Below are 24412 nucleotides of genomic sequence, written 5' to 3' on the forward strand. Positions count from 1 at the left end.
CGCAACCAATGATTGATAAGATTTCGTTCCCGACGGGGCGAGGGCGCGGCGGTCAGAAAGGAACTTTGTCACAAAAGCAAAGGGTTGCGCGGCAAGGCGTTATCCAGGCGCGGTGACGTTGAAGCGGGCCGCGGTCGACAATTTGCGCTCGCTACCACTTGGCCGGAACCGTTTAACGTGTGGATGATTGTCACAATCCCGTTGCGGAATTTGCAACCTCAAGTCACGCGACAGGATGCTGGTCTAAGAAACGATGGTCCGCCAAAAAACAAAGAGGCCCCGGCGCTAGACCGGGGCCTCTTTCTGTTTTCGTCGTTCATACCGACCGATCAGACGAGATCGAAGCGGTCGGCGTTCATCACCTTGTTCCAGGCTGCCACGAAGTCGTGCACGAACTTCTTCTTCGAATCCGCCTGGCCATAAACTTCGGCGATTGCCCGGAGCTGCGAGTTAGAGCCGAAGACGAGGTCGATGCGGGTGGCCGTCGACTTGGCGTCGCCGGTCTTGCGGTTGGTTCCTTCAAAGACGTCCTTGGCCTCGGAGGTTGCCTTCCAAGCCGTGCCCATGTCGAGCAGGTTGACGAAGAAGTCGTTGCTGAGGGCCTCGGTGCGATCGGTGAAGACCCCGTGCTTCGTCCCGCCGTGGTTGGCGCCAAGTACACGCAGGCCGCCGACAAGCACGGTCATTTCCGGAGCGGTCAGCGTCAGCAGTTGCGCCTTGTCGATCAGCAGCTCTTCCGGCGACACAGCGTACGGAGCCTTCTGGTAGTTGCGGAAGCCGTCCGCGATCGGCTCGAGCACGGCGAAGGACTCGACGTCGGTCTGGTCCTGCGTCGCGTCCGTGCGGCCCGGCGCGAAGGGGACCTCCACATCGTTGCCGGCAGCCCGCGCGGCCTTTTCGATTGCCGCTGCACCACCCAGTACGATCAGGTCGGCAAGCGACACTTTCTTGCCGCCGGTCTGCGCGTCGTTGAAAGCGCGCTGGATGCCCTCGAGCGTATCCAGGACCTTCGCCAGTTGCGCCGGCTGGTTGACCTCCCAATCCTTCTGGGGCGCAAGACGGATGCGGGCACCGTTGGCGCCGCCGCGCTTGTCCGAGCCGCGGAAGGTGGAGGCAGACGCCCAGGCGGTCGACACCAGCTCGGAGACCGACAGACCGGAGGCGAGAATCTTTGCCTTGAGGCCCGAGATGTCTGCCGCGTCGATCAGCGGGTGGTCGACGGCCGGAACCGGGTCCTGCCAGATCAGGTCTTCGGCCGGGACCTCCGGGCCGAGGTAGCGGGCGCGCGGACCCATGTCGCGGTGGGTCAGCTTGTACCAGGCACGGGCAAAGGCGTCGGCGAAAGCGTCCGGGTTCTCGTAGAAGTGCCTTGCGATCTTCTCGTAGGCCGGATCGGCGCGCAGCGCGAGGTCGGTGGTCAGCATCGACGGCGCATGACGCTTGGACTTGTCATGGGCATCCGGCACGGTGCCGGCACCCATGCCGTGCTTCGGCGTCCACTGGTGCGCACCGGCCGGGCTCTTCGTCAGTTCCCATTCGTAGCCGAACAGGTTCCAGAAGAAGTTGTTGCTCCACTTGGTCGGCGTTGTCGTCCAGGTGACTTCCAGGCCGCTGCTGATGGTGTCGCCACCGCGGCCGCTGCCGTAGGTGCTTGCCCAGCCAAGGCCCTGCTCCTCGATGCCGGCCGCTTCCGGCTCGCGGCCGACATTGGACGCGTCGCCGGCACCATGGGTCTTGCCGAAGGTGTGGCCGCCGGCGATCAGCGCCACGGTTTCCTCGTCGTTCATGGCCATGCGGGCGAAGGTCTCGCGAATGTCGCGTGCGGCTGCGAGCGGATCCGGATTGCCGTTCGGGCCTTCCGGGTTCACGTAGATCAGGCCCATCTGCACGGCTGCGAGCGGGTTTTCGAGGTCCCGGTCTCCGGAATAGCGCTTGTCATCGAGCCAGGTCTTTTCCGTGCCCCAGTAGATGTCTTCCTCGGGCTCCCAGACATCCGGACGGCCGCCGGCAAAGCCGAACGTCTTGAAGCCCATCGATTCGAGCGCGACGTTGCCGGTGAGGATCATCAGGTCGGCCCAGGAAATGCTGTTGCCGTATTTCTGCTTGATCGGCCACAAGAGCCGGCGCGCCTTATCGAGATTGACATTGTCCGGCCAGCTGTTGAGCGGCGCGAAGCGCTGCTGTCCGGCTCCGGCGCCGCCGCGGCCGTCGCCGGTGCGGTAGGTGCCGGCGCTGTGCCAGGCCATGCGGATGAAGAGCGGGCCGTAGTGACCGAAGTCGGCCGGCCACCAGTCCTGCGAATCGGTCATCAGCGCGTGAAGGTCGTTCTTCAGTGCCTGAAGGTCGAGCTTGCCGAATTCCTCGGCATAGTTGAACGTCTCGCCCATCGGATCGGACAGCGAAGAATTCTGATGCAGGATCTTCAGGTTGAGCTGGTTCGGCCACCAGTCACGGTTCGATGTGCCGGCGGATTGTGCACTGGTCTGTGCTCCGTGCATGACGGGACATTTGCCCGCTTTGTCGGCTTTCGCGTCCATTTTTATCTCCCTTTACGATGATGCGAATTGTGCGGTCAGAGAAAATGCGGTGGCCACTGGCCGGCGTTCCGCCGGGCCCCGGCACCGGCGGTCCCGGTGCCTTTGGTGGGTGTCGTGCCGCTATGCGGTCTTGCCACTGGCTGTCTCTCCTCTTTGCCGCGGGGGACTCTAGCAAAACGGTTTCATTAATTTAAGTTGGATTTCCTGATGGATGCGATAAGGCAATCCTATTGCTAATACGCGCCGTTTGCTGAGTTGACGTGATGCTGGCAGCGGTTCGTGCAGCTTTCGTGACGTGCCTCCCACAAATTCGCTCATGCAGCCCATGGAGGAAAATTGGTGCACAGCACTCCCGTGAAACTTGCGAAGAGCCCATTGGCTGTTTAGTCACACGCCAGGATTCGCTTTCCATTTTTTAGCGGTGAAAGGACTGACATCGTGGCTGAGACACAAACGGGAGCCGGCAAGGGCGGTCGCAAGGCGCTTTGGGCAGCGGTCGCGGTGATCGCGATCGCTGCGACCGGTGTGGCCGGTGGCAAGTTCATGCTCGAAAGGGCGGTTAAGACGTATATTGCCGAGCGTGGCGGCAAGGCAGGCTCCGTCGAAGCGGACTTGCTCGGGCGCATTCACCTGCGCGACGTGACGCTGCCTTTCGCCGATGGCGCCAACCTGAAGGCCGCGGCCATCGATGGCCGTCCCAAGGTGTTTTTCCTGAGCGGCAAACTCGATATCAGCGGCCTGGAACTCGATGTGGCGGCAGGCAAGTTCTCCGTACCGCATGCGGTGATCGAGGAGCCGGACTTCTTCGCTGCCGCGCAGGCCAAGGCGGGCGACCAGGGTGAACTGACGACGCTGAAGCGCATCGAGCGCTTTGCCGCAAAGCGCATCTCGGCGCCCGAGGCGACAATCAGTCAGGTTGTTGCCGGCACCGAACAGAAGACGGTCTACAAGGATCTCGCTCTTGAGGATATCGCAGGCGGACGGGTCGCCCGCTATTCGGCGACCGGTGCCAGCTTCGCGTTTTCCATGGACGTCCCCGATGGCGAAGGCGCAACGAAACGCGAGCAGATGAATGGCTCGATCGGTGCCATTGCCGGCGAGAGCTTCGACGCGGCCTATCTGGCGCGGATCTATACAGAAAAGGCCGGCCCCGATGACAAGGAGGCCAAGCCGCTCTATGGCCCGATCTCGGTAAAGAACCTCGCCTTCTCCGACGGCAAGGCACGCTTCGGCTATGACGAAGTGCGCAGCAAGGGTTTCAGCGTCCGCATGCCGGCAGAGCCACTGCTTGAAACGTTCGAGAAGCTCCAGGCAGTGACGGATCCCGAGGCGTTGCCGCCGGCCGAACGACAGGCGTTCTTCAAGCGCATTCTTTCCATCGCCGACATGCTCGGTACGGGCGACCTCGAGTTGCTCGGGCTCAAGATGGAAGTTCCCGAAAAGAGCGGCGACGACGGGGCCAAGATGGTCAAGCTCGCTGTCGACAAGATGACGGCCCAGATCGATGGACGCAGCTTTGATGGCGCCATGCTCGGCTTTTCGATGGGCGAGGGCACGGATTACGCCAAATTCACCGAGGCGAGCATCAAGGGCTTCTCCTGGGCGCCGACCCTGGAGGCGCTGACCAAACTGGCGGGGCTGAAGGAGGAGGAGTTCGATACCTTCCCGCTCACGACGCTGATGCCGGAGTTCGGCACGATCCGGATCGCCGGACTGGACGTGGATATGCCTGGCACCGATCCAGCGACGGCTTCGGACAGTGTTATCGGCGAGGAAGAACCAAGCGTCAGCACGGATGAAGCTGATCCGTCGGCAGGCGTCGAACCGGAAGCCGACACGGCCACCGATTCCGACGCGACGAACGACGCGGAGGTTCAAGACGATCCGCTGGCGGAAGCGCCGGCCGAAGATACCGCCGTGCCGTCTGTGCCGGAACGTGTCCGGTTCACGCTCGACAACTACGAACTGGCCCTGACCAAGCCGCGCAACGGCATCCCGACGGACGTGCGCATCTCCTACCGGGACCTCAGCGTGCCGGTTCCGGCCGAGACGCCGGATGAAGGTTTCGCAACGCTTCGCAAGCTCGGCTTCGAGAAGCTGGTCTTCTCCTCGAATGTCGAGCTTTCCTGGGATGAGCCGAACGAAAATCTTGTCATCAAGGACATATCCGTGAGCGGCAAGGATATGGGCAGCCTTTCGTTCTCCGGCCTGATGGGCGGCGCGAGCAAGGATTTTTTCTCCGGCGACATGACCGCCGCGCAGGTCGCGCTCTTCGGTCTCACGGCCCGCGAGGCCAAGCTCAAGCTTGAAGACAATGGCATCATGGCCAAGGGCATCAAGCTCTATGCCGAGGACAACCACATGACCGAGGACAGCGTTCGCGGTCTGCTCGTGCTGATGACGAGTGCAGGCGTGCAGCATCTTGCAGCCACGCAGCCGAAGCTGCAGGAAGCGGCAAGCGCGCTGACGCAGTTCATCAGCAAGCCGGGCACCTTCACCTTGACGGTCAAGTCCAAGGAACCGGCTGGCGTTGGCGCGCTCGAACTGATCGGGGCGGCCGAGGATCCCGCGCTTCTCATCGACAAGGTCGATATCGAGGCCTCGGCCCAGTAAGAATAATTAGAAGAGGGCCGCGTCACGGGACGCGACCCTCCTTTTCCAAGGCTGTGGGTTCCTGAAGAGCCCTGGCGCCTTCAAATCCTCAGATCCAATTCATGTCCGCCACGGTTGTCGAGGGCTCGCACGTCGGCGCGCTTTGCCGTGACGAGTTCGACTTGCCGCGAAGTGTTCGACCGGCTCGGTAGCGATCAGCGGGATCCGCCAGCTACGGTCGCTGAAACCGGGAATTTCTGGGTGCGGTTTCACTGAGCTTCAACCAGACCAGAAGTGTTTGCGGCTAAATTTGAGCAAAGCATACAAGAAAATGACGCCGGCTCGCCGCATGTTTGCCGGGCAATGAACAACTGCACCCAAATGAGCGTCTGCGCCTGCGCGGTCACCGTGCATGGGCTCGACGCGAGCAACGAACTCCATCGCCTGGGAGGCGAGGGTGGATAGACAATGACAGAGCCAAGTGGTGTTGGAGCCTGTTTTGGCGAGCCGTGTGCTCCCGTCCTCGTCGCGCGCCCCGTTCGCGACGCCCGGTTTTCGGTGACGCGTCTGCAATGCCGGCTCGGCGGCGAGCTCAGCCGCGTGGTGTCGCTGCCACCGGACGATGCTTATTTCCTGATGTTCTACTTCAACGACGTCATGCACTGCGATGTCCAGGCCGACGGCAGCAATGCCGCAATCCAGCACTATCGCCAAGGGTCGATATGCCTTGTCGATCTGGTGCAGGGCGCGAGCGTCCGGCTTGTCAGCGATCTCGATTCGCTCGCCTTCCATCTGCCGCGAGCGTTGTTTCGGGAAGTTTCGGAGTTTTCCCAAGCTCCGACTGCCACCGGTCTTCGCTGCCGTAGAGGCGAGATCGATGACGTCATGCACAATCTTGCCTCCGCTCTGCTTCCGCTCTTCGGTGATGCGGGCAATGATCCAGGTCCGGTGCTGCAGCATATTGCCGTCGCCATCTGTGCCCATCTCCTGCATTCCTATCCGGAGCGGATAGCAGGGACCGATGCGCCGGCCTTGTCCATTTGGCAGGAAAAGGCGGCCAAGGACCATCTGATCGACCATTGGGCCGAGGACTTTTCGCTGGCGGCAACTGCTGCAGTCGTGAGCCTGCAGGAGAGCGACTTCGTCAAGCGGTTCTTGTCCGCCACGGGGCAGACGCCGGAGCAATGGTTGCTGCGCTACAGGATCGGGCGCGCCAAGCGCTACCTGATCGAGCTCGGCGGCTCGCTGGCCGCGATCGCGGCGCGATGCGGTTTTGTCGACGAGGCGCACTTCATCGAAGTGTTTCGCGACGTGACGGGCGTCACGCCAGCGGCCTGGCGTGCGCGTTGGTTGCAATGAGGAGACGGCTTGTCAATCCGCAGACCTCTGCCAGCCCGCAGGGATTTGCCCCTAGGTCGAGGGCGTTAATCGTTGTAGCATCCGCCGGACCGCTGACACGGGCAGTCGAGCTGAAATGCGGGAGGTTCTGACCGATGGCCTTGCACGAAGGACCGAATGTCGATGACCGGATGCCGCGCCCGCTGATCAAGTCGATCAGCGCCGGGGAAATCACGGTCACGAGAACGTCTTCCGACCGCTTCGACCTGCAACGGGCGCCGGCGATCCCGATTGCTGACGCTTTCAGCGTCATTGTCCAACTGCGCGATTTCAGATCGCATCGGCTGTGGCGGCGCGGCGAACTCGTCTATGACGGTGGGCACTCCAAGGCGTCGCTCGCGATCACCGATCTTCGCGATCAATGGCAATGTCACCACCTCTCCCCCTTCGACAATGTCCGTTTTCATATTCCGTTCGCCTGCATGCGGTCCTTCACCGAAAGGGCAGGGCGCGGTGAGTATGTGTCGCTCACACAGGTGCAGGGACGGGTTGATCCGGTCATGTTCGGCCTCGCCCAGGCGCTGCTTCCGTCGCTCGAGGAGCCTGATCAGGCCAATGCGCTTTTCGTCGAGCAGATCAATCTTGCGGCTCTCGCTCATCTCAGCCAGACCTATGGCGGATTGCACTTCCCGGTCGACAAGAAGGGGACGCTGGCACCCTGGCAGGAAAGGTTGGCAACGGAGTTTCTGGTCGCGCATTTCAACAAACCGTTCTCGATCGGCGATCTCGCGAGCCAGTGCGAACTGTCCCGCAGCTACTTCAACAAGGCGTTCAAGGAAAGCTTCGGGCGCACACCTTCCCGGTGGTTGAGCGAGTATCGTATCGCGCGGGTGAAGGAATGCCTGCTGCAGGATACCCCTCTTGCGGAGATCGCGATCCAGTGCGGTTTTGCCGACCAGAGCCACATGACCCGCGTCTTCACCAGCCAGACGCGTGAGACACCGGCCCGATTCAGGAAGAAGAGCCGGGCGTTTGGCGGCGTTGTCGATCATCTTGAAGTATAACTTCAAAGAGGGCGCGCCCTCACGCATATTGTTCAAAACACATGAAAATCGTGCAAGAAAGCGCTGGCGGTCGAGGCGATCATAAGGCACTCCCTTAGCAGCATGCCGCGCCTGCGCTGGATGGTGAGGAGGCATTTCGCCTGACCGGTGACTTGTCGGTCGCTGGCGTTTATTGTCGGCGCCTTCCGCGCCTGCAGATGCCTGGTAGTCGTAGAACCAAGGAGCGAAGACGATGACAGACGCCTGCGCGGCAACGGCCGGAACCCGGCCACGCGACAGTCTTGGGTGTTCGCTTGACCGGCTCGATGATAACAGGATGATCGAGGGCCGCGACATGGTCTTCTATCGCAAGCGGTCGGCATCCGGGCCGCCCGGCAGGGTCAGCACGCCCGCCAACGGTCGCGGCTACCTGATCGGCCTTTCGCTCGCCGGCGGCCACAGCCGTCGCGTCTTTCACGAACATCACTCGGCGCTCCAGGAGTTCGACCAGAACGCGATCTACGTGCGCAACTTTGCCGACGACTACAGGGCTGATCTGAAGGGATCCTTCGACTTCACCTTGCTCGAAATCGGTCACGGCGCGCTCGAGCGCATCGCCGATGCGGCAAATCTTGCCGGTGTCAGTGAGCTACGCTCGGTCGCCGGGGCGCCCGATCCGGTGCTCGCCGGCATGCTCGGCGCGCTGTTTGCCTCGGTCGATGGCCGCGCCGACCGAAGCGCGCTGTTTGTCGATCAGCTTTCGGTGGCGATCGGCGTGCATATGGTGCGCCAGTACGGCAATGGCCGCGGCGAAAGTGCGGCCGGAGGCCGACGGCTGTCGGCGCGCTGCCAGGCAAGGATCCGCGATCTCGTGCTGGGGCGCCTGGATGGCGAGCTTACCGTCGAGGAACTCGCCGCGGCCTGCAATCTGTCGCAGGCGACGTTCCTGCGCGCCTTCCGCGACACGATGGGCAGCACGCCTTATCGTTGGCTGCTGCAGCAGAGGATCGAGAACGCCAAGCAGTTGCTGCAGTCTACTCCCACACCGCTGAGCGAAATCGCCACCGCCTGCGGATTTTCGGACCAGAGCCACTTTACCCGCGCCTTCGTGCAGGCCGTGGGTGCCACGCCGCGCGTGTGGCGGCGCAGCCGGCAGTCTTAGATCGACCCAAAGCGCTTCGGGTCGGCGGCGGTGGCGCGTTTTGCGGCAAGGCGAGCGAAATTTTCAAAAATCCGTCTTTGGCGACAAGAACGCGGCTGCGGTCAAAGGCATAGTTGAACCTCTCCAATCGGAGTTCAGTTTCAACAGAAAGAGGTCACCACCATGTCTGCGACAGCGACCCCCGGCAAGCTGCTTGTATCGCCGAAGGACCACACCCTGATCATGATCGACTTCCAGTCGCAGATGTCGTTTGCGACGAAGTCGATCGATGCGGTTCTCCTGCGCAACAATGCGGCACTGGTCGCCCATGCGGCCGCCGGCTTCGGCGTCTCCACCATTCTGACGACGGTTGCCGAAAAGACCTTCTCCGGCCCGATGTTCTCCGAGATCACCGAGGCCTTCCCTGGCCAGAAGCTTCTCGACCGCACCTCGATGAACACCTGGGAAGACGCCGCCGTCATCGAAGAGGTCAACCGCATCGGCAAGAAGCGCCTGGTCATGTGCGGGCTGTGGACCTCGGTGTGCATCGTCGGCCCGACGCTCTCGGCGCTCGACCAGGGCTTTGAGGTCTATGTCATTGCCGATGCCTGTGGCGACGTCTCCGACGAGGCGCATGAGCGGGCGATGGACCGCATGGCCCAGGCCGGTGTCCGGCCGATGACCTCGCTGCAGTACATGCTCGAACTGCAGCGTGACTGGGCCCGCACCGAGACCTACGACATGACCACCGGCATCGCCAAGAAGTTCGGCGGCGCCTATGGCCTTGGCATCATCTACGCCAAGTCGATGTTCGGCGCCTCCGAAGGCCACTGACAAGAGGCGGCATCGCTCCAGCGCCGTGGCGTTCGTTCAAAGCCGCAACGGCGCAGGGCGCTTGATTGAGCCAAACGCTCGGGCCGCGCCAAACGCGGCCGGGGCGACCATGTCATCCGCAAGGGAGTTGGCGATGAAGATGTATCTTCTCTCGCTTGGAGCCGGCCTTCTCGTCGGCGTCATCTATTCGCTCTTGAACGTGCGCTCGCCGGCGCCGCCGGTAATCGCGCTCGTCGGACTGCTCGGCATCCTCATCGGCGAACAGTCGGTGCCGCTCGTCAAGCGCGTCTTCTCGGGCGAGCCGATCAATGTCAGCTGGTTCAACCGCCAGTGCATGCCGCATGTGTTCGGCCATCTGCCGAGTGGCGCGCAGGCCGCGGCCGCCAAGGCGGTGGACGAGATCGCCAATGATGAAAGGGCCGGATGATGCCGACGCGACGTACCTTCCTTGGCGCTGCGTCCTCGCTCGCCTTGCCCGCCCTTTTCCCATCGGCACGGACCGCCGGCGCCCAATCGACTGGAGACACTTCGATGACCCCTGACCTGATCCTGCACAACGGCCTTGTCACCACGCTTGACCGCGCCAAACCGGCAGCGACCGCCATTGCTGTTGCGGACGGGGTGATCCAGGCAGTCGGCGACGACAGGACGATCATGGCGCTCGCCGGACCGGGCACCAGGGTCATCGACCTCAAGGGCAAGCGCGTCTTGCCGGGCTTGAATGACAACCACACCCACGTCGTGCGCGGTGGCCTGAACTTCAACATGGAACTGCGCTGGGATGGCGTGCGCTCGCTCGCCGACGCGATGGATATGCTGAAGCGACAGGTCGCGATCACGCCTGCGCCGCAATGGGTGCGGGTCGTCGGCGGTTTCACCGAGCACCAGTTTGCCGAAAAGCGATTGCCGACGATCGACGAGATCAATGCGATTGCCCCCGATACCCCGGTGTTCCTCTTGCATCTCTATGACCGCGCGCTGCTGAACGGTGCTGCCCTTCGCGCCGTCGGCTACACCAGGGACACGCCGAACCCGCCGGGCGGCGAGATCACCCGCGACGCCAGCGGCAACCCGACCGGGCTGCTGCTCGCCAAGCCCAATGCCGGCATCCTCTATTCGACCCTTGCCAAGGGGCCGAAGCTTCCCTTCGACTACCAGGTCAACTCGACCCGCCACTTCATGCGCGAGCTCAACCGGCTCGGCGTCACCAGCGTCATCGATGCCGGCGGCGGCTTCCAGAACTATCCGGATGATTACGCCGTCATCCAGAAGCTCTCGGACGACAATCAGCTGACCGTTCGCCTTGCCTACAATCTCTTCACCCAGAAGCCGAAGGAAGAGAAACAGGACTTCCTCAACTGGACCTCCTCGGTCAAATACAAACAGGGCAACGATTACTTCCGCCACAACGGTGCCGGCGAGATGCTGGTGTTTTCGGCCGCCGACTTCGAAGACTTCCGTCAGCCGCGGCCTGAGATGGCGCCGGAGATGGAAGGCGAACTGGAGGAAGTCGTGCGGGTGCTGGCGGAGAACCGCTGGCCATGGCGGCTGCACGCCACCTATGACGAGACCATCAGCCGCGCGCTCGACGTGTTCGAGAAGGTCAACAAGGACATCCCGCTCGAAGGCCTGAACTGGTTCTTCGACCATGCCGAGACGATCTCCGACCGCTCGATCGACCGGATCGCAGCCCTTGGCGGTGGCATCGCCACCCAGCACCGCATGGCCTACCAGGGCGAATATTTCGTCGAGCGCTACGGCAACGGCGTCGCCGAAGCGACACCGCCGATCAAGCGCATGCTGGAGAAGGGCGTCAACGTGTCGGCCGGAACCGATGCGACCCGCGTCGCTTCCTATAACCCCTGGGTCTCCCTGTCGTGGATGGTGACCGGCAAGACCGTCGGCGGCCTGCAGCTCTATCCACGCGCCAATTGTCTCGATCGCGAGACGGCGCTTCGGATGTGGACCGAGAAGGTGCAGTGGTTCTCCAATGAAGAGGGCAAGAAGGGCCGGATCGAGAAGGGGCAGTTCGCCGACCTGATCGTGCCGAACAGGGACTACTTCGCTTGCGCCGAGGATGAGATCTCGTTCCTGACCTCGGAGCTGACGATGGTCGGCGGCAAGATCGTCTATGCGACGGGCGACTTCGCAGCTCATGACGAAAACCCGGTTTCGCCGGCCATGCCCGACTGGTCGCCGGTCAGGACCTTCGGCGGCTATGCCGCCTGGGGCGAACCTGCCGGTGCCGGCAAGAACTCTCTCAGACGGACCGCGATCACCTCCTGCGGCTGCGCCAGCAATTGCGGTGTGCATGGTCACGACCATGCCGGCGCCTGGACCTCGAAGCTGCCGATCGCCGATCTCAAGGGCTTCTTCGGCGCGCTCGGTTGTTCCTGCTGGGCGGTGTGACAAACAGGAGCCCCGCGTCAGCCAAGCATCCGGCAGGAGCCATGAGATGAAGACCATCAGTTGGACCACCATGATGGCGGCGGCCACGATCCTGATCAATGCATCGGTCCCCCGCGGCGATGATCTGTCGCCGCCGGGGACTGGCGCGCACTATCCGTGGGCGAAGGTTGTCGTGAACCACCCGATCGCGAAGCATGGCACCTACTACAAGGGGGTATCCCCGACCGCCATGCCCACGTCGCACGCCAAACGGCTCGATGCGGGCCGGTCTGCCTCGCGATAATTTGAAGAACCGGTGAAGGAGCCGAAATGCTAAGCCTGTCGTCCCTCGAGAACCACCTCACTGCGCGCATTCGACCGGGGCTTGCCGGCGGGCCCATCGTGTTTCTTGGTCTGCTGGCGCTGTGCTCGGCCTATGTTCAGGGACCGCTCGTCAAGATCTTCGACTTTCCGGGGGCTCTGGCCGAGATGGAGCATTTCGGCCTGCGTCCGGCACCGTTCTTTGCTGTCGGCGTCATCGTTTTCGAGCTTTCGATGTCGGCGCTCATTCTTGCCGGCATCTACCGATGGGCAGCCGCAGCAGCCCTTGCCGCCTTCACGCTTGCCGCTACCTTCCTCGCATTTCGCTTTTGGGAACTGCCGCCGGGCATGGAGCGTGCGATGGCGATGAACGGCTTCTTCGAACACATTGGTCTTGTCGGCGCCTTCGTGCTTGTCGCCTGGTACGATCTGCGCGAACGCGCGTCGGCGGGGAGGCGCGCTCAATGACCGCACCCGCAGCCAATAGCGGCACCTTTGCACCGCTCCGCCAGAAGGTCTTCGCGGTGCTCTGGGTGGCGACGATCATCGGCAACACCGGCAGTTTCATTCGCGACGTCGCCAGTTCTTGGCTCGTCACCGATCTTTCGGCAACGCCGGCCGCCGTGTCGATGGTTCAGGCGGCGGCGACCCTGCCGATCTTCTTGCTCGCCATTCCGGCGGGCGTGCTCTCCGATATCCTCGACCGGCGCAAGTTTCTGATCGTCGTCCAGTTCCTGCTCGCCTCGGCAAGCCTCTGCTTGCTGTTCCTCTCCGCCACGGGCCTGCAATCGGTAACGTCGTTGATTGCGCTCACCTTCGTCGGCGGTATTGGCGCAGCGCTCGTTGCTCCGACCTGGCAGGCGATCGTGCCCGAACTCGTGTCGCGGCAGGACGTCAAGGGCGCGGTGGCGCTGAACTCGCTCGGCATCAACATCTCGCGCGCGATCGGCCCGGCGCTCGGCGGCTTGCTGCTTGCCTGGTTCGGCGCGGCCGTCACCTACGGTGTCGATGTCATCAGCTACATCTTCGTGATCGCAGCCCTCGTCTGGTGGCGGCGCGCAGTGCCGGAGGACGATGCGCTCGCCGAACGCTTCCTCGGCGCCTTCCGGGCCGGATTGCGCTATGCCCGCGCCAGCCGCGAATTGCACGTGGTGCTCTTGCGTGCGGCGGTCTTCTTTGCCTTTTCGAGTGCGATCTGGGCGCTGCTGCCGCTCGTCGCCCGCCAGCTTCTGGGCGGTGGAGCCAGCTTCTATGGCGTCCTGCTTGGCGCTGTCGGCGCCGGCGCGATCGGCGGTGCGTTGGTGATGCCGCGGCTGCGCGCGCGGATGGATGCGGACGGCTTGCTGCTGTTATCCGCGCTCCTCACCGCCGCCGTCATGGGGGTTCTTTCTTTCGCGCCGGCGCAGTGGGTGGCGATTGTGGCGCTGCTCGTGTGCGGTGCCGCCTGGATCATGGCCCTCACGACGCTGAACAGCACGGCGCAGGCGATCCTCCCGAACTGGGTGAGGGGGCGCACGCTCGCCGTCTATCTCACCGTCTTCAACGGCGCCATGACCGGCGGCAGCCTCGCCTGGGGCGCCGTCGCCGAGGCGATCGGCGTGCCGTTCACGCTTGCCGTGGCGGCTGTCGGCCTTGCCTGCGTCGGGCTCGTTTTCCATGCGATGAAACTGCCGAAGGGCGAGGCGGACCTCGTGCCGTCCAATCATTGGCCTGAGCCGCTCACCAGCGAGCCGGTCGAGCATGATCGCGGCCCCGTGCTCGTACTGATCGAATACATGGTAGACAAGGCTGACCGTTCCGATTTCCTGAAAGCGCTCGCCCGCCTGTCGCACGAGCGGCGCCGCGATGGTGCCTATGGTTGGGGCGTGACCGAAGACTCCGCGGACCCCGGCCGGATGGTCGAGTGGTTCATGGTCGAGTCCTGGGCCGAGCATCTGCGCCAGCACAAACGCGTCTCGAAGGCCGATGCCGATGTCCAGGCGGATGTGCGCCGCTTTCACAAAGGGCCTGCGGGACCGGTCGTGCATCACCTGCTTGCGATCAACCGTCCTCACCTCGGTTGAAGCTGGGGTAGCCCGGTACCGGCGCCCGGCGGGTGTCGTGGTGCCGTAACATATCGAGCGCTTACAGAGCCTAGGAGTGGCTGTGACCGATAGTTCTTTCCCCTTGTCCCGCCGGCAGACGCTGCTTGCGGGGGCCTCCATTTCGCTGGCGGTGGCGGTTCCATCCGTCTTCGCCGCCGAAACAACCTCCTTAAACCAAAACAAAGGAACCGTTCCCATGACCGAGAATTTCATCAAGACTGAAGACGGTGTCGAGATTTTCTACAAGGATTGGGGCTCGGGTCAGCCGATCGTCTTCCACCACGGCTGGCCGCTTTCGTCGGACGACTGGGATGCGCAGATGCTCTTCTTCGTCAACAAGGGCTACCGCGTCATCGCCCACGATCGCCGCGGCCACGGGCGCTCGACACAGGTGAGCGAAGGTCACGATATCGCCCATTATGCAAAGGACGTCGCGGCGCTTACGCTCAAGCTCGAACTGAGCGACGCGATCCATATCGGCCACTCCACCGGCGGCGGCGAAGCGGCGGCCTATGTGGCGCGCCATGGCGCCGGACGCGTTGCCAAGCTGATCATGGTCGGCGCCGTGCCGCCAATCATGGTCAAGACCGAGAACAATCCGGGCGGTCTGCCGATCGAGGTCTTCGATGGCTTCCGTTCGGCTCTTGCTGCCAACCGCGCCCAGTTCTTCCGTGACGTTCCGGCCGGACCGTTCTATGGCTTCAACCGTCCGGGCGCCCAGGTATCGGAGGGCGTCATCCAGAACTGGTGGCGTCAAGGCATGATGGGCAGCGCAAAGGCGCACTATGAGGGCATCAAGGCCTTCTCCGAGACCGACTTTACCGAGGACCTCAAGAAGATCGACGTGCCGACGCTGGTGATGCATGGCGACGATGACCAGATCGTGCCGATCGACGACAGCGCACGGCTTGCCGTCAAGCTTTTGAAGAACGGGACGCTCAAAGTCTATGAAGGTTATCCACACGGCATGCTCACGACCCATGCCGAGGTAATCAATCCCGACCTGCTTGCCTTCATTAAGGCCTAAAGAACTGGCACGGTCCGCGACATCTCGGTACCGCGGACCGTGCCGGGATAACCGCTACTGCATGTTTGTCCAATCGTCGCCCATCTGACGGCGAGAACATGCAGCATTCCTGGCTACAGCGCCTTTGCGCCTCTCCCGGCGCGCGGCGCTGTAGTTTTAGAGCCGTGACAAGCGGCGTGCGGGCTTGCCGTTCAACGGCCGCTCTTTCTTGCTTCCTCAAGCGATCCCATCAGCCTGTCGATGAAAACGCGAACCTTTGGCGCAACGAGCCTTGTCGTCGGGTAGATTGCCCAGATCGCCAACGTCTCCGGCTCGGCGTCGTCAAGCTGGACGCGGATCAGGCGGCGCGATTCCAGATCGTCGGCAATGTTCCAGTCCGAAAGCAGGGTTATGCCGGCGCCTGCCAGGCAGGCTGCATGGCAGCCTTCGATGCTCGTCGAGGAAAAACGGCTTTGCAGGCGGACATGCTGTTCGACACCGGCGGCAAGGAACGTCCAATGGGTGACGCCGTGCAGCGACAGGCATTGATGCTGGAGGAGGTCACCGGTTGTGTGCGGGCAACCGTGCTTTTCGATATAGGACGGCGAGGCGACGAGCGAGCGGCGATTTTCCGCCAGTTTGCGGGCGATGAGGTTGCTGTCCTTCAACCGGGCGATCCGGATCGCCAGATCCAATCCGGTAGCAACCAGGTCCGGCATCGTGTCGCTCATCTCCAGCGAGATCCTCAAGTGCGGATGGGCGTCGAGCAGTAGAGGGACAAGCGGCGCTATCACCCTGGTCGAAAAGGCAACCGGCGCGGACACGCGCAAAAGGCCTGTGGCGCCCCGTTCGTCGCCGCTGAGCAAGGTGCGGGCCTGTTGCTCGGTTTCGATGAGCGATCGGGCATAGGGCAGGAAGGTTTCCCCCTCCGGTGTCAACGACAGCGACCGGGTCGTGCGGTGCATCAGCCGGACACCCAGAGCCTGCTCAAGCGAAGCGAGCCGCCTGGTTGCCACCATGGGGCTGATGCCAAGCCGCCGCGCTGCTTCTGAAAGGCTGCCGCCACTGGCCGCCGATGTGAAAACGAGGACCTCGTCGAGGTTCATTGTAACGATTTCCGATATTCTGGAATAAACGGCGCTGACACTACAGCGATAATCGATAAAGAAATAGATCTAACCCATCCCCCAAGCGAGAAGGGCAATCGAGATGAACATCCATGATACCGAGCATTCCGCTCTAGGCCGCGCCAGCCTCTATGCGATGGCGGCGGCCAGCGGCATTGCTGTAGCAAACATCTACTACAATCAGCCATTGCTGAAGTTGATCGAGGCGGAATTTCCGGGCCAGCCGGCAATCGGACTGTTGGCGACGGCGACACAGCTTGGCTACGCGGTTGGCCTGCTTCTGTTGCTGCCGCTTGGCGACATCGTTCGGCGCCGACGGCTAATCGCCGCCCAGTTCATCGCCATTGCCGCCGCCGCCTCGGTTGCGGCACTGGCTCCGACGCCTTCGCTGCTGATCGCTGCATCCGTCTTGCTCGGCGCGAGTGCCACTGTTGCGCAGCAGATCGTGCCCATCGCGGCGACGCTCGCCACGCCCAAGAACCGCGGGGCGGCGATCGGCACGGTCATGGCGGGGGTCCTGACGGGCATCCTGCTCAGCCGAACCGTTTCGGGCTTCGTCGGCGCCCACATGGGCTGGCGTGCCATGTTCTGGGCAAGCGTCCCGCTTGCGCTTGTCGGCTTGGCCCTGATGCGGTTGACCTTGCCGGATCTGCGGCCGACGTTGCAGTTGCCCTACGGCTCCGTGCTGGCGTCGCTTGCCACGCTGTGGCGGCGCGAGCCGGATCTGCGCCTCGCCGCGCTGGTCCAGGCGGTGCTGTTTGCGTCCTTTACCGCTTTCTGGACGGTGCTGGCGCTTTACCTTGCAACGCCGCGCTTCAATCTTGGCGCCGATGCGGCCGGTCTCTTCGGTGTCATCGGGGCGATCGGCGTGTTTGCCGCACCGCTTGCTGGACGGGCAGCGGATCGGCGCGGAGCCCCGTCCGTTGTCTGGTTCGGGGCGGCGCTGACACTCGCCGCCTGGGTCATCCTGGGAATGTGGGGCTCGATCGCCGGGCTGGTAATCGGTGTGGTCATCCTCGATATCGGCATTCAGGTCGCACTGGTTGCCAACCAGCACATCATTTATGCGCTCGAGCCCGCAGCACGCAGCCGCATCAACACGGTCTTCATGACCAGCATGTTTCTTGGTGGAGCGGCTGGCTCGGCTTTGTCCTTTGCCGCCTGGAGCTACGGCTCCTGGCTCGGCGTCAGCCTGCTCGGCCCGGCGCTGGCACTGGTGGCATTGGCCGCCAAGCTCCATGCCGCCTTCAAGCAGCCAAGCAGGCGCGCTGTGATTGGAGACTAGCGATCGTGTCTGGGCCGGCGGACGGCACGTATCCTGCCGCTTTGTCCGCCGCCGCAGAAGAAGCGGTCGCCGCCATCGGACTCCAGGCCGGAGACAACGGTTCCGGGCGGCATCGTCAGCGTTTCCAGCACCGAGCCCGTTTCGGGATCGATGCGCCTCACGTCGCTCTCGTCACCTTCCCATGTGCCGTGCCAGAGTTCACCATCGATCCAGGTGACGCCGGTAACGAGACGCTTGGATTCGATGGTGCGCAGGATCGTTCCCGTTTCGGGGTCGATCCGGTGGATCCGTCGGCCGCGATACTGGCCGACCCAGAGCGAGCCCTCGGCCCAGGTGAGGCCGGAATCGCCGCCGTCGCCGGGTGCTGGTATGGTTGCCAGGACCTCGCCGGTACCCGGATCGATCTTCAGGATGCGATCCTCGGCAATCTGGAACAGATGCTTGCCGTCGAAGGCGGTTCCGGCATGCGCGACGACATCGATCGCGCGCAGCGGTTCACCGCTTTCAGGATCGAAGGCTTGAAGCTTGTCGCCGGCGGCAAACCAGACGTTCCGGCCGTCGAAGGTGACGCCGTGGATGTGGGTGGCGCCGGGGAAGGGGCCATATTCGCGCAGGATTTCGGCTTCGGATCGTTTCATGTTATTCATCCTAGTCGCTTGGCAACGGGCCGGGGAGTAACAAGACTGTCGGGAATGCCGGAACCGGCGGAACCATCCAGCGGCGCGCCCGCCCGTGGCCGACAGGCAGGACCTTGCCTTCCGTGCTCAGCTCTTCGAGCGCCCGCTGAACCGTGCGGGCACTGACGCCAAGGGCAATCGACAGTGCAGAACTAGACCAGGCCTCGCCGTCGGCAAGGAGCGCCAGCATCGCCGCGTGTCGTTCGTCGACCGGCGGAGCGAGGACAACGACCTTGTCGGGGCCGTGTGGCACAAGCCTGAAACCGTCCGTGGTCGCCTTGATCGCCGCCATGTCGCGAAGCGCCTGACGCAACCGGCCGATCTCCACCCGCAGCCTTGCGCGATGGGATTCGTCGGCATGTCTTGCTCCGAAAGCCGATGCCAGCAGTGCGCCGCGTGAGACGCCGGCGGGCCATGCCTCGCCAAGCGCTCGCGCCAGCGCGAAGAGCACCGGCCGCGTTGCGAGCGAGACTGCCTCCGAGCCCTGCTTCACGCGGTTGCGGCAGGCGTCGACGACGAAGGCGCGGGAGGCGAACACGGCTTCGACTTCGCCAAGCTTGATCAAGCGTCCGCCGCCATCGGTCACCAGGCGGGCAGCCGGCGTCTTCAGCACCTGCGTGGCAGTCTCGACCTCGCTGATTAGCACCGAAATACTGGTCATCCGGGCAGTCTCGGTGGCTTGCGCAAAAGCCCTGGCCGCAGCATCCGTCTGCAACCGCCTTACGGCAATGCCGGCAACCACAAGCTCGTGCGCGATTCTTGCCGGCGGAGATAGCTTCGTCGGGTCGACACCGGCAAGCATCTGTTCCGTGTCGTCGAGGCGGCCGAGAAGCAGCAGCCGTCGGGCGCCGAGATTGCGGGCATGGGCGGCGTTGACGTGGTCGCCGTGGACTTCGAGGGTCGCGCGGGCCGCCTCGAGCGCCTTCATCGGCCAGGAGAGGTCACGCGAGACGATGGCGATTTCGGCCTCGGCGACGATGCACCGCGCCCGGGCCACGGCCTCCCGCGGGCCGAAACCGCGCGCAGCACTCTTCAGGAGCGCCTTGGCACGATCGAGATCGCCAAGTTGCGCCATCGCGATGCCGCGCAATGCCAGCGCCGGCGGGTCGTCGCGAAGGGCGATCCGCTTCAGGGCGCCGAGCGGGTCGCCCGTTGCCAGCGCATGGGCTGCCGCCGTGATCAACGAGTCCATCGAAATCCCGTCAAACTTGTCACTCCCCCAGACGTGTTGCGGCCTCTAACTATTCCTCCAGATGCACCGATGAAAGAAGGGGGGCTTAGAGATGCATAATCAAGTGGCTTCGCGCGTCCGGCGGAGGGGCACCACGCCCCTGTCTGCAACCAATCTCCGGCAATAGTGAAATTCTTTGCGATGGAATGTCGGACCTGATGGGCTGCCGACGTCTTTCAAGCGCAGGCGGCATGCCCAGTGTTTCCGTCTGTTGCGATGAGGATGGTCTCCGTGCCGACCATTGCTCGACGCGACCGAGGGTTCGGCGATGGTTGATGGCAACGGTGGATCGGGCGCGGTCAGTCTGGACGTTATCGGCGTTGCCGGCAGTTGCCTGCACGCCCCAAGGAGGTGGCAATGACCAATTCTCGTTACCGTTGGGTGATCGTGGCCGCTGGTGGCCTGCTTGGCTGCCTTGCGATTGGCGCCATGTTTTCGCTTCCGGTCTTCCTGTTGCCGATCTCACGCGACACCGGCTGGTCGGTCACCGGCATTTCCAGTGCCATGACCATCGGCTTCCTGGCCATGGCCTTTGCCAGCATCGCCTGGGGAAGCCTGTCGGACCGCTGGGGCGCGCGGCCGATCGTTCTCATCGGCTCGGTGCTCTTGGCCGCGAGCCTGGCGGCCGCCAGCTGGACGACGTCCCTCGTCGCCTTTCAGGTGATCTTCGGCTTGCTCGTCGGCGGTGCGACGGCGGCGATCTTCGCGCCGATGATGGCCTGCGTTACCGGCTGGTTCGACACCCACAGGAGCCTCGCCGTCTCGCTGGTCTCGGCGGGCATGGGCATGGCGCCGATGACGATGTCGCCCTTCGCCGCGTGGCTGGTGTCGGCCTATGATTGGCGGACGGCGCTGCAGATCATCGCGGTGCTCGTCGCGGTGGTGATGATCCCGGCCGCACTTCTGATCCGTCAGGCGCCAGCGCTTGCCGAGGGCGCGCAAGCGGTCACCGGCGACGACGCGTCACAGGAGACGATGACGACCGGCCAGGTGCTGAAATCCCCGTTGTTCATCATCCTGATGCTCACGAACTTCTTCTGCTGCGCCACCCATTCGGGACCGATCTTCCACACGGTCAGCTACGCAGTGACTTGCGGCATTCCAATGATGGCGGCGGTGTCGATCTACAGCGTCGAGGGGCTTGCCGGTATGGGTGGCCGCGTCGTTTTCGGCCTTCTCGGCGATCGTTTCGGAGCCAAGCGAGTGCTGGTCGTGGGTCTGCTGGCGCAGGCCTTCGGGGCGCTTGCCTATGTCTTTGCCCAGGGGCTCGGCTCGTTCTATGCGGTCGCTGCGCTCTTCGGCTTCATCTACGCCGGCGTCATGCCGCTTTATGCCGTGCTTGCCCGCGAGAACTTTCCCTTGCGGCTGATGGGCACCGTCATCGGTGGCACGGCCATGGCCGGCAGCCTCGGCATGGCGACAGGCCCTCTGGCCGGCGGCCTGATCTATGATGCGCTCGCCAGTTACACCTGGCTTTATGTCGGCTCCTGGGGGATCGGCCTCGGCGCGTTCCTGATCGCGCTGATGTTCCGGCCCGCTCCACGTTATCAGCCGGCCGTTGCGGCGGCTTGATGCATCGGGCGGAGGTCCGTCGATGAGACAAGGGGCTTCGTAGTAAAGGCGAAGCCCTCTTCATCCTTGCTATTGTCCAGATGGTCCGATCGGTTCAGCGATCGTCGTCGATCCTGACGGTTCGCGCGCCGACATGCAATGCCCGGCCGGCGCCGAACCCCATGATCGCGACACCGATGCCCAGCGCCAGAAAGAGGATGGCGCTTGCGGCAAAGCTGCCGGTCCAGCTGCGAATGAAGCCGACGAGCAGCGGGCCGATGGCGGCAAGCACGTAGCCCACGCCCTGGGCCATGCCCGAGAGATGCGCTGCGACATGGGAGTCGGGTGAGCGCAGCACGATCAGCGTCATCGCCGCCGCAATCAGCCCGCCTTGTCCGATCCCCTGCAACACGGCCCACAAAAGGACCGTGGAAAGCGGCGCGAAGAGGATGCCGATGAGAGCGGTGACGGCGGCCGTGACCAGCGCCACGCAGACCGCGCGCTGGTCCCGCCGCCTTACGGCGAAGGACGGAATGAGAAGGCAGGTGACCACCTGCATCATGATCGAGATCGAAACGACGCCTCCGGCCGTTGCCGCGTCAAGCCCGCGTTCGCGCAGGATCGGCGCCATCCAGCCGAAGACGCAATAGGCGAGTGCCGATTGCAACCCCATGAACAGCGTCACCTGCCAGGCCAGCCGATCGCGCCAGAGGCCGACGACGCGGAAGCCGCTGTGGCGCGCCTGAGCCTTGCCGCGCAGCGCCTGCGGTGCCCAGATCATCAGCACGATCAACGCCGGCACCGCCCAGGCGGCAAGTGCGCCAGACCAGGATCCCGTGACGCGATGCTCGATCGACAGCGTCAGGCCGGCGGCACTTGCGGCACCGGCACAGAGCGCCATGGTGTAGAGCCCGGTCATCATCGCAGCCCGGTCGGCGAAGTCACGCTTGACGAGGCCGGGCAGGAGGACGTTGCCGATGGCGATCGCCGCACCGGCGGCAAAGGTGGCGACGAAGAGCAGCGGCACCGATTGGACACCGCGCAGGCCCGTGCCGAGCGTCAGCAGCAGCAAGACCCCAAGAAGCGTGCGCTCGGCGCCGAAGCGCTGGGCGAGCTTTGGTGCCAGCGGCGCGAAGACCCCGAGGCAAAGCACCGGCAACGTGGTCAGCACGCTGGCGCTGGCGGTCGAAAGGCCGGTCGCCTGCATCACTTCGGGCAACAAAACCGACAGGCTCGAAAACAACGGTCGCAGGTTGAAGGCGATCAGCACGAGGCTGGCACCCAGTAGAATGCGACTGCTGCGGCTCAAGACCGGCGGTTGCGGTACCGGCAGGCTGTCGGCCTCGGCATCGATGAGCTGGTCGTCGAGCTCTAGGTGCTCTGCCACCTCGGCCTTGCGGGGTTCACGAAACGTTTGGTTCATTGCGAAAGCAGCCGTTCAAGTTCAGTGAGTACAGGAGCCATGAACGCCCGGACCGAGGCGGCAGCCTGGTCCGGATCGCCGGTCGCGATCGCCTCGACGATCGCCCTATGCGCCCGATCGTCCGGTTCCGGCAGGTCGCCATTGAGCGTCGAGTGGATGGTCTCAAGGATGGCCGAGGTGAAGAAATCATAGAGCTCGACGATGGCGCGGTTGCCCGAGGCTTCGACGATCGAGCGATGGAAGGCCATGTCGCGCCGACCGAAGGCGTCGCGTCCGCCTTCGGCAACCGTCCCGCGGGCGCTCAAGAGGTTCAGCATGCGTTCGAGGTCACCAGGCGTGTGGCGCAAGGCGGCCAGACGCGCGGCTTCAACATCGAGCGCTGCGCGCGCCTCCCACTGGTCACGCAGGCCCGTGCGCTTGACCCGGTCGAGTGCACCCGAAGCATCGACCGTCGAGCGCACATAGGTGCCCGAGCCCTGGCGGGCATCGAGCAGGCCCTTCGAGACCAGGACGCGCACGGCTTCGCGCACGGTGCCGCGGCTGACCGCAAGCAATTCGGTGAGGGCCGTTTCGTTGGGAATACGTTCGCCGATTGCCCAGCGGCCACTGAGGATTTCAGCGCGCAGGCTTTCGGCCGCGCTGTCGGCAAGATTGGTGCGATGGATCGGTTGCATGGCTATATCACCAAGTCATCAGATGATTTGATCAATAGAGTGACATGGCGCGGGTGTCAACGAAAACTCTCGTCGCTCCCCATTCTGGCAAGGCGGATCTGGCGTTGCTCGGGCGCGAGCCCTGTCAACGGGGCAGGTCTATCGTGTCTTGGTTTGTTGCGCCGGCGATGCTGCCAAGGCGGGCGGCATCATCGATGCCGAGGGGCCGGTCGTGGCGACCGGCCCAGATCCAACCCGACAGGTCTCAGTTGAGCCTGAGATCGAGGCCGGGATGAAGCTTCTTCAGGTTCGGCAGCGACTTCGACTGCCACGGGATTTCGGAGGTGCCGCGCACTGTCAACTGGACATTGGGGCGCTTGCGCGCCTCGATCGTCAGCTTGGCAAGCAGGTTGATCCCGGACGAATTCAGGAACTGCAATTCTGTCAGGTCGATCGTCACATGTTCAGGCTCGGTGACGAGAACGCCCATGACGGTCGAGAAGATCGGCGCGTAGGCTTCCGTGCCCGGCAGCCGCATGGTGCCTTCGAAATGAATATCGTTGCCCTCGGACCAAACGCGATACTCTTCTTCGTCCTTGTTTTCCATCTTCATAGGCTCATCAGTTCGAGAGGTCTGGGACTGCAATGGAGGCATAGGTCTCCAGAGAGGTTTCGCCGCCGTCTCCCTGGGCGCCGAAAACCCAAGCGAAACGAACGCCATAATCGCTCATCAGCGTCAAAAGACCAAGCCCCGAGCCGCTCTTGCCGAGCCCGATTGCATTGGCCTCGATGCGCTCGATGAGCAGGTCGCCAGGGTCGCCGTCGGCGATTTCGGACAGCAGGTCCTGGAAACGCGCCGCCGCTTCGTTGTCGATGACGTTGGAGACCTTCGTGCGGAAGCTGTTGGCTTCGAGCGTGGCTTCGACCATAACGGCGCCGGAGGCGCGGAATTTCACCGCGTTCTCGACCAGTTCGTTGGTCAGGTAGCCGATATTGTGCCGAACCTCGCGGTAGGTGTTGCGCGACGCGCGGTAGCGCAATGCTGCGAGTTCGGCGACGAAATCGGACGCCATGGCGCAATGTTTCCAGCCGAGATCGAGCGGCCCATCATAGAGCCGCAGCCGCGTCATTCTCTGGTGGGCGCCGATCGTCAGGTCCGCCAGTCCGTAGAGCGTGGTCAT

General features: G+C 63.5%; 22 protein-coding genes. 13 read left to right on the forward strand and 9 right to left on the reverse strand.

Annotation, left to right across the window (positions count from 1 at the left end):
* Positions 1 to 329: 329 nt before the first annotated feature.
* Positions 330 to 2537, reverse strand: a complete 2208-nt coding sequence (gene katG / locus MKZ91_RS10855; protein ID WP_336170864.1) for a catalase/peroxidase HPI — start codon at positions 2535 to 2537, stop codon at positions 330 to 332.
* Positions 2538 to 2975: 438 nt separating this feature from the next.
* On the opposite strand from katG, the gene MKZ91_RS10860 reads away from it, so the two are divergent.
* Entirely contained in the window at positions 2976 to 5150 is a 2175-nt protein-coding gene (locus tag MKZ91_RS10860; protein ID WP_336170866.1) for a hypothetical protein, read from the forward strand.
* A gap of 258 nt (positions 5151 to 5408) precedes the next feature.
* Here the strand turns inward: MKZ91_RS10860 and MKZ91_RS10865 are convergent, their stop codons facing one another.
* Entirely contained in the window at positions 5409 to 6113 is a 705-nt protein-coding gene (locus MKZ91_RS10865) for a hypothetical protein (RefSeq protein WP_336170868.1), read from the reverse strand.
* Between the two features lie 48 nt (positions 6114 to 6161).
* Between MKZ91_RS10865 and MKZ91_RS10870 the strand changes: the two genes are divergently transcribed.
* From MKZ91_RS10870 to MKZ91_RS10915, 10 genes are all read left to right on the forward strand, one after another.
* On the forward strand, positions 6162 to 6488 hold the full coding sequence (locus MKZ91_RS10870) for an AraC family transcriptional regulator (RefSeq protein WP_336170870.1): 327 nt from the start codon (positions 6162 to 6164) through the stop codon (positions 6486 to 6488).
* A gap of 134 nt (positions 6489 to 6622) precedes the next feature.
* Positions 6623 to 7531, forward strand: a complete 909-nt coding sequence (locus tag MKZ91_RS10875) for a helix-turn-helix domain-containing protein (protein WP_336170871.1) — start codon at positions 6623 to 6625, stop codon at positions 7529 to 7531.
* Between the two features lie 232 nt (positions 7532 to 7763).
* A complete protein-coding gene (locus MKZ91_RS10880) occupies positions 7764 to 8672 on the forward strand; it encodes an AraC family transcriptional regulator (RefSeq protein WP_336170872.1) in 909 nt (302 codons plus the stop codon).
* Positions 8673 to 8834: 162 nt separating this feature from the next.
* On the forward strand, positions 8835 to 9485 hold the full coding sequence (locus MKZ91_RS10885; RefSeq protein ID WP_336170874.1) for a hydrolase: 651 nt from the start codon (positions 8835 to 8837) through the stop codon (positions 9483 to 9485).
* A 133-nt stretch (positions 9486 to 9618) separates the two neighbouring features.
* Positions 9619 to 9912, forward strand: a complete 294-nt coding sequence (locus MKZ91_RS10890; protein ID WP_336170875.1) for a XapX domain-containing protein — start codon at positions 9619 to 9621, stop codon at positions 9910 to 9912.
* Positions 9912 to 11894, forward strand: coding sequence for an amidohydrolase (locus tag MKZ91_RS10895; RefSeq protein ID WP_336170994.1), 1983 nt, complete (start codon positions 9912 to 9914; stop codon positions 11892 to 11894). The genes MKZ91_RS10890 and MKZ91_RS10895 overlap by 1 nt, the downstream gene beginning before the upstream one ends.
* A 46-nt stretch (positions 11895 to 11940) precedes the next feature.
* Complete coding sequence (locus MKZ91_RS10900) at positions 11941 to 12177, forward strand: hypothetical protein (protein ID WP_336170877.1); 237 nt, start codon at positions 11941 to 11943, stop codon at positions 12175 to 12177.
* A 26-nt stretch (positions 12178 to 12203) separates the two neighbouring features.
* A complete protein-coding gene (locus MKZ91_RS10905) occupies positions 12204 to 12662 on the forward strand; it encodes a DoxX family protein (protein WP_336170879.1) in 459 nt (152 codons plus the stop codon).
* On the forward strand, positions 12659 to 14257 hold the full coding sequence (locus MKZ91_RS10910) for an MFS transporter (protein WP_336170881.1): 1599 nt from the start codon (positions 12659 to 12661) through the stop codon (positions 14255 to 14257). Before MKZ91_RS10905 ends, MKZ91_RS10910 begins: the two co-directional genes overlap by 4 nt.
* A gap of 217 nt (positions 14258 to 14474) precedes the next feature.
* Positions 14475 to 15305, forward strand: coding sequence for an alpha/beta fold hydrolase (locus MKZ91_RS10915; protein ID WP_336170883.1), 831 nt, complete (start codon positions 14475 to 14477; stop codon positions 15303 to 15305).
* A gap of 191 nt (positions 15306 to 15496) precedes the next feature.
* Here MKZ91_RS10915 and MKZ91_RS10920 read toward each other — a convergent pair whose 3' ends face one another.
* On the reverse strand, positions 15497 to 16390 hold the full coding sequence (locus tag MKZ91_RS10920) for a LysR family transcriptional regulator (protein WP_336170885.1): 894 nt from the start codon (positions 16388 to 16390) through the stop codon (positions 15497 to 15499).
* Positions 16391 to 16493: 103 nt separating this feature from the next.
* Between MKZ91_RS10920 and MKZ91_RS10925 the strand changes: the two genes are divergently transcribed.
* The gene (locus tag MKZ91_RS10925) at positions 16494 to 17696 is read left to right on the forward strand and encodes an MFS transporter (RefSeq protein ID WP_336170887.1); all 1203 of its coding nucleotides are present in this window, start codon (positions 16494 to 16496) and stop codon (positions 17694 to 17696) included.
* Here MKZ91_RS10925 and MKZ91_RS10930 read toward each other — a convergent pair.
* Positions 17693 to 18334, reverse strand: coding sequence for a Vgb family protein (locus tag MKZ91_RS10930; protein WP_336170888.1), 642 nt, complete (start codon positions 18332 to 18334; stop codon positions 17693 to 17695). The two genes, MKZ91_RS10925 and MKZ91_RS10930, sit on opposite strands and share 4 nt — an antisense overlap.
* Before the next feature lie 10 nt (positions 18335 to 18344).
* Entirely contained in the window at positions 18345 to 19565 is a 1221-nt protein-coding gene (locus tag MKZ91_RS10935; protein WP_336170889.1) for an HTH domain-containing protein, read from the reverse strand.
* Positions 19566 to 19961: 396 nt separating this feature from the next.
* Here MKZ91_RS10935 and MKZ91_RS10940 point away from each other — a divergent pair, with 396 nt between their 5' ends.
* Complete coding sequence (locus MKZ91_RS10940; RefSeq protein ID WP_336170890.1) at positions 19962 to 21176, forward strand: MFS transporter; 1215 nt, start codon at positions 19962 to 19964, stop codon at positions 21174 to 21176.
* A 94-nt stretch (positions 21177 to 21270) separates the two neighbouring features.
* Here the strand turns inward: MKZ91_RS10940 and MKZ91_RS10945 are convergent, their stop codons facing one another.
* The 4 genes from MKZ91_RS10945 to MKZ91_RS10960 all read right to left on the reverse strand — a co-directional run bounded on the left by MKZ91_RS10945 (position 21271) and on the right by MKZ91_RS10960 (position 24412).
* Positions 21271 to 22578 (reverse strand): CynX/NimT family MFS transporter, encoded by a 1308-nt coding sequence (locus MKZ91_RS10945; protein WP_336170891.1) that lies wholly within the window; start codon positions 22576 to 22578, stop codon positions 21271 to 21273.
* Positions 22575 to 23252 carry a FadR/GntR family transcriptional regulator gene (locus MKZ91_RS10950; RefSeq protein WP_336170892.1) on the reverse strand — a complete coding sequence of 226 codons (678 nt, stop codon included), beginning with the start codon at positions 23250 to 23252 and terminating at the stop codon, positions 22575 to 22577. Before MKZ91_RS10950 ends, MKZ91_RS10945 begins: the two co-directional genes overlap by 4 nt.
* Before the next feature lie 244 nt (positions 23253 to 23496).
* Entirely contained in the window at positions 23497 to 23838 is a 342-nt protein-coding gene (locus MKZ91_RS10955; protein WP_336170894.1) for a slr1659 superfamily regulator, read from the reverse strand.
* Between the two features lie 13 nt (positions 23839 to 23851).
* A complete protein-coding gene (locus MKZ91_RS10960) occupies positions 23852 to 24412 on the reverse strand; it encodes a slr1658 superfamily regulator (protein WP_336170896.1) in 561 nt (186 codons plus the stop codon).

Origin of the sequence: Ensifer sp. MJa1, from assembly GCF_037026475.1 — a bacterium.
Taxonomy (GTDB): domain Bacteria; phylum Pseudomonadota; class Alphaproteobacteria; order Rhizobiales; family Rhizobiaceae; genus Ensifer.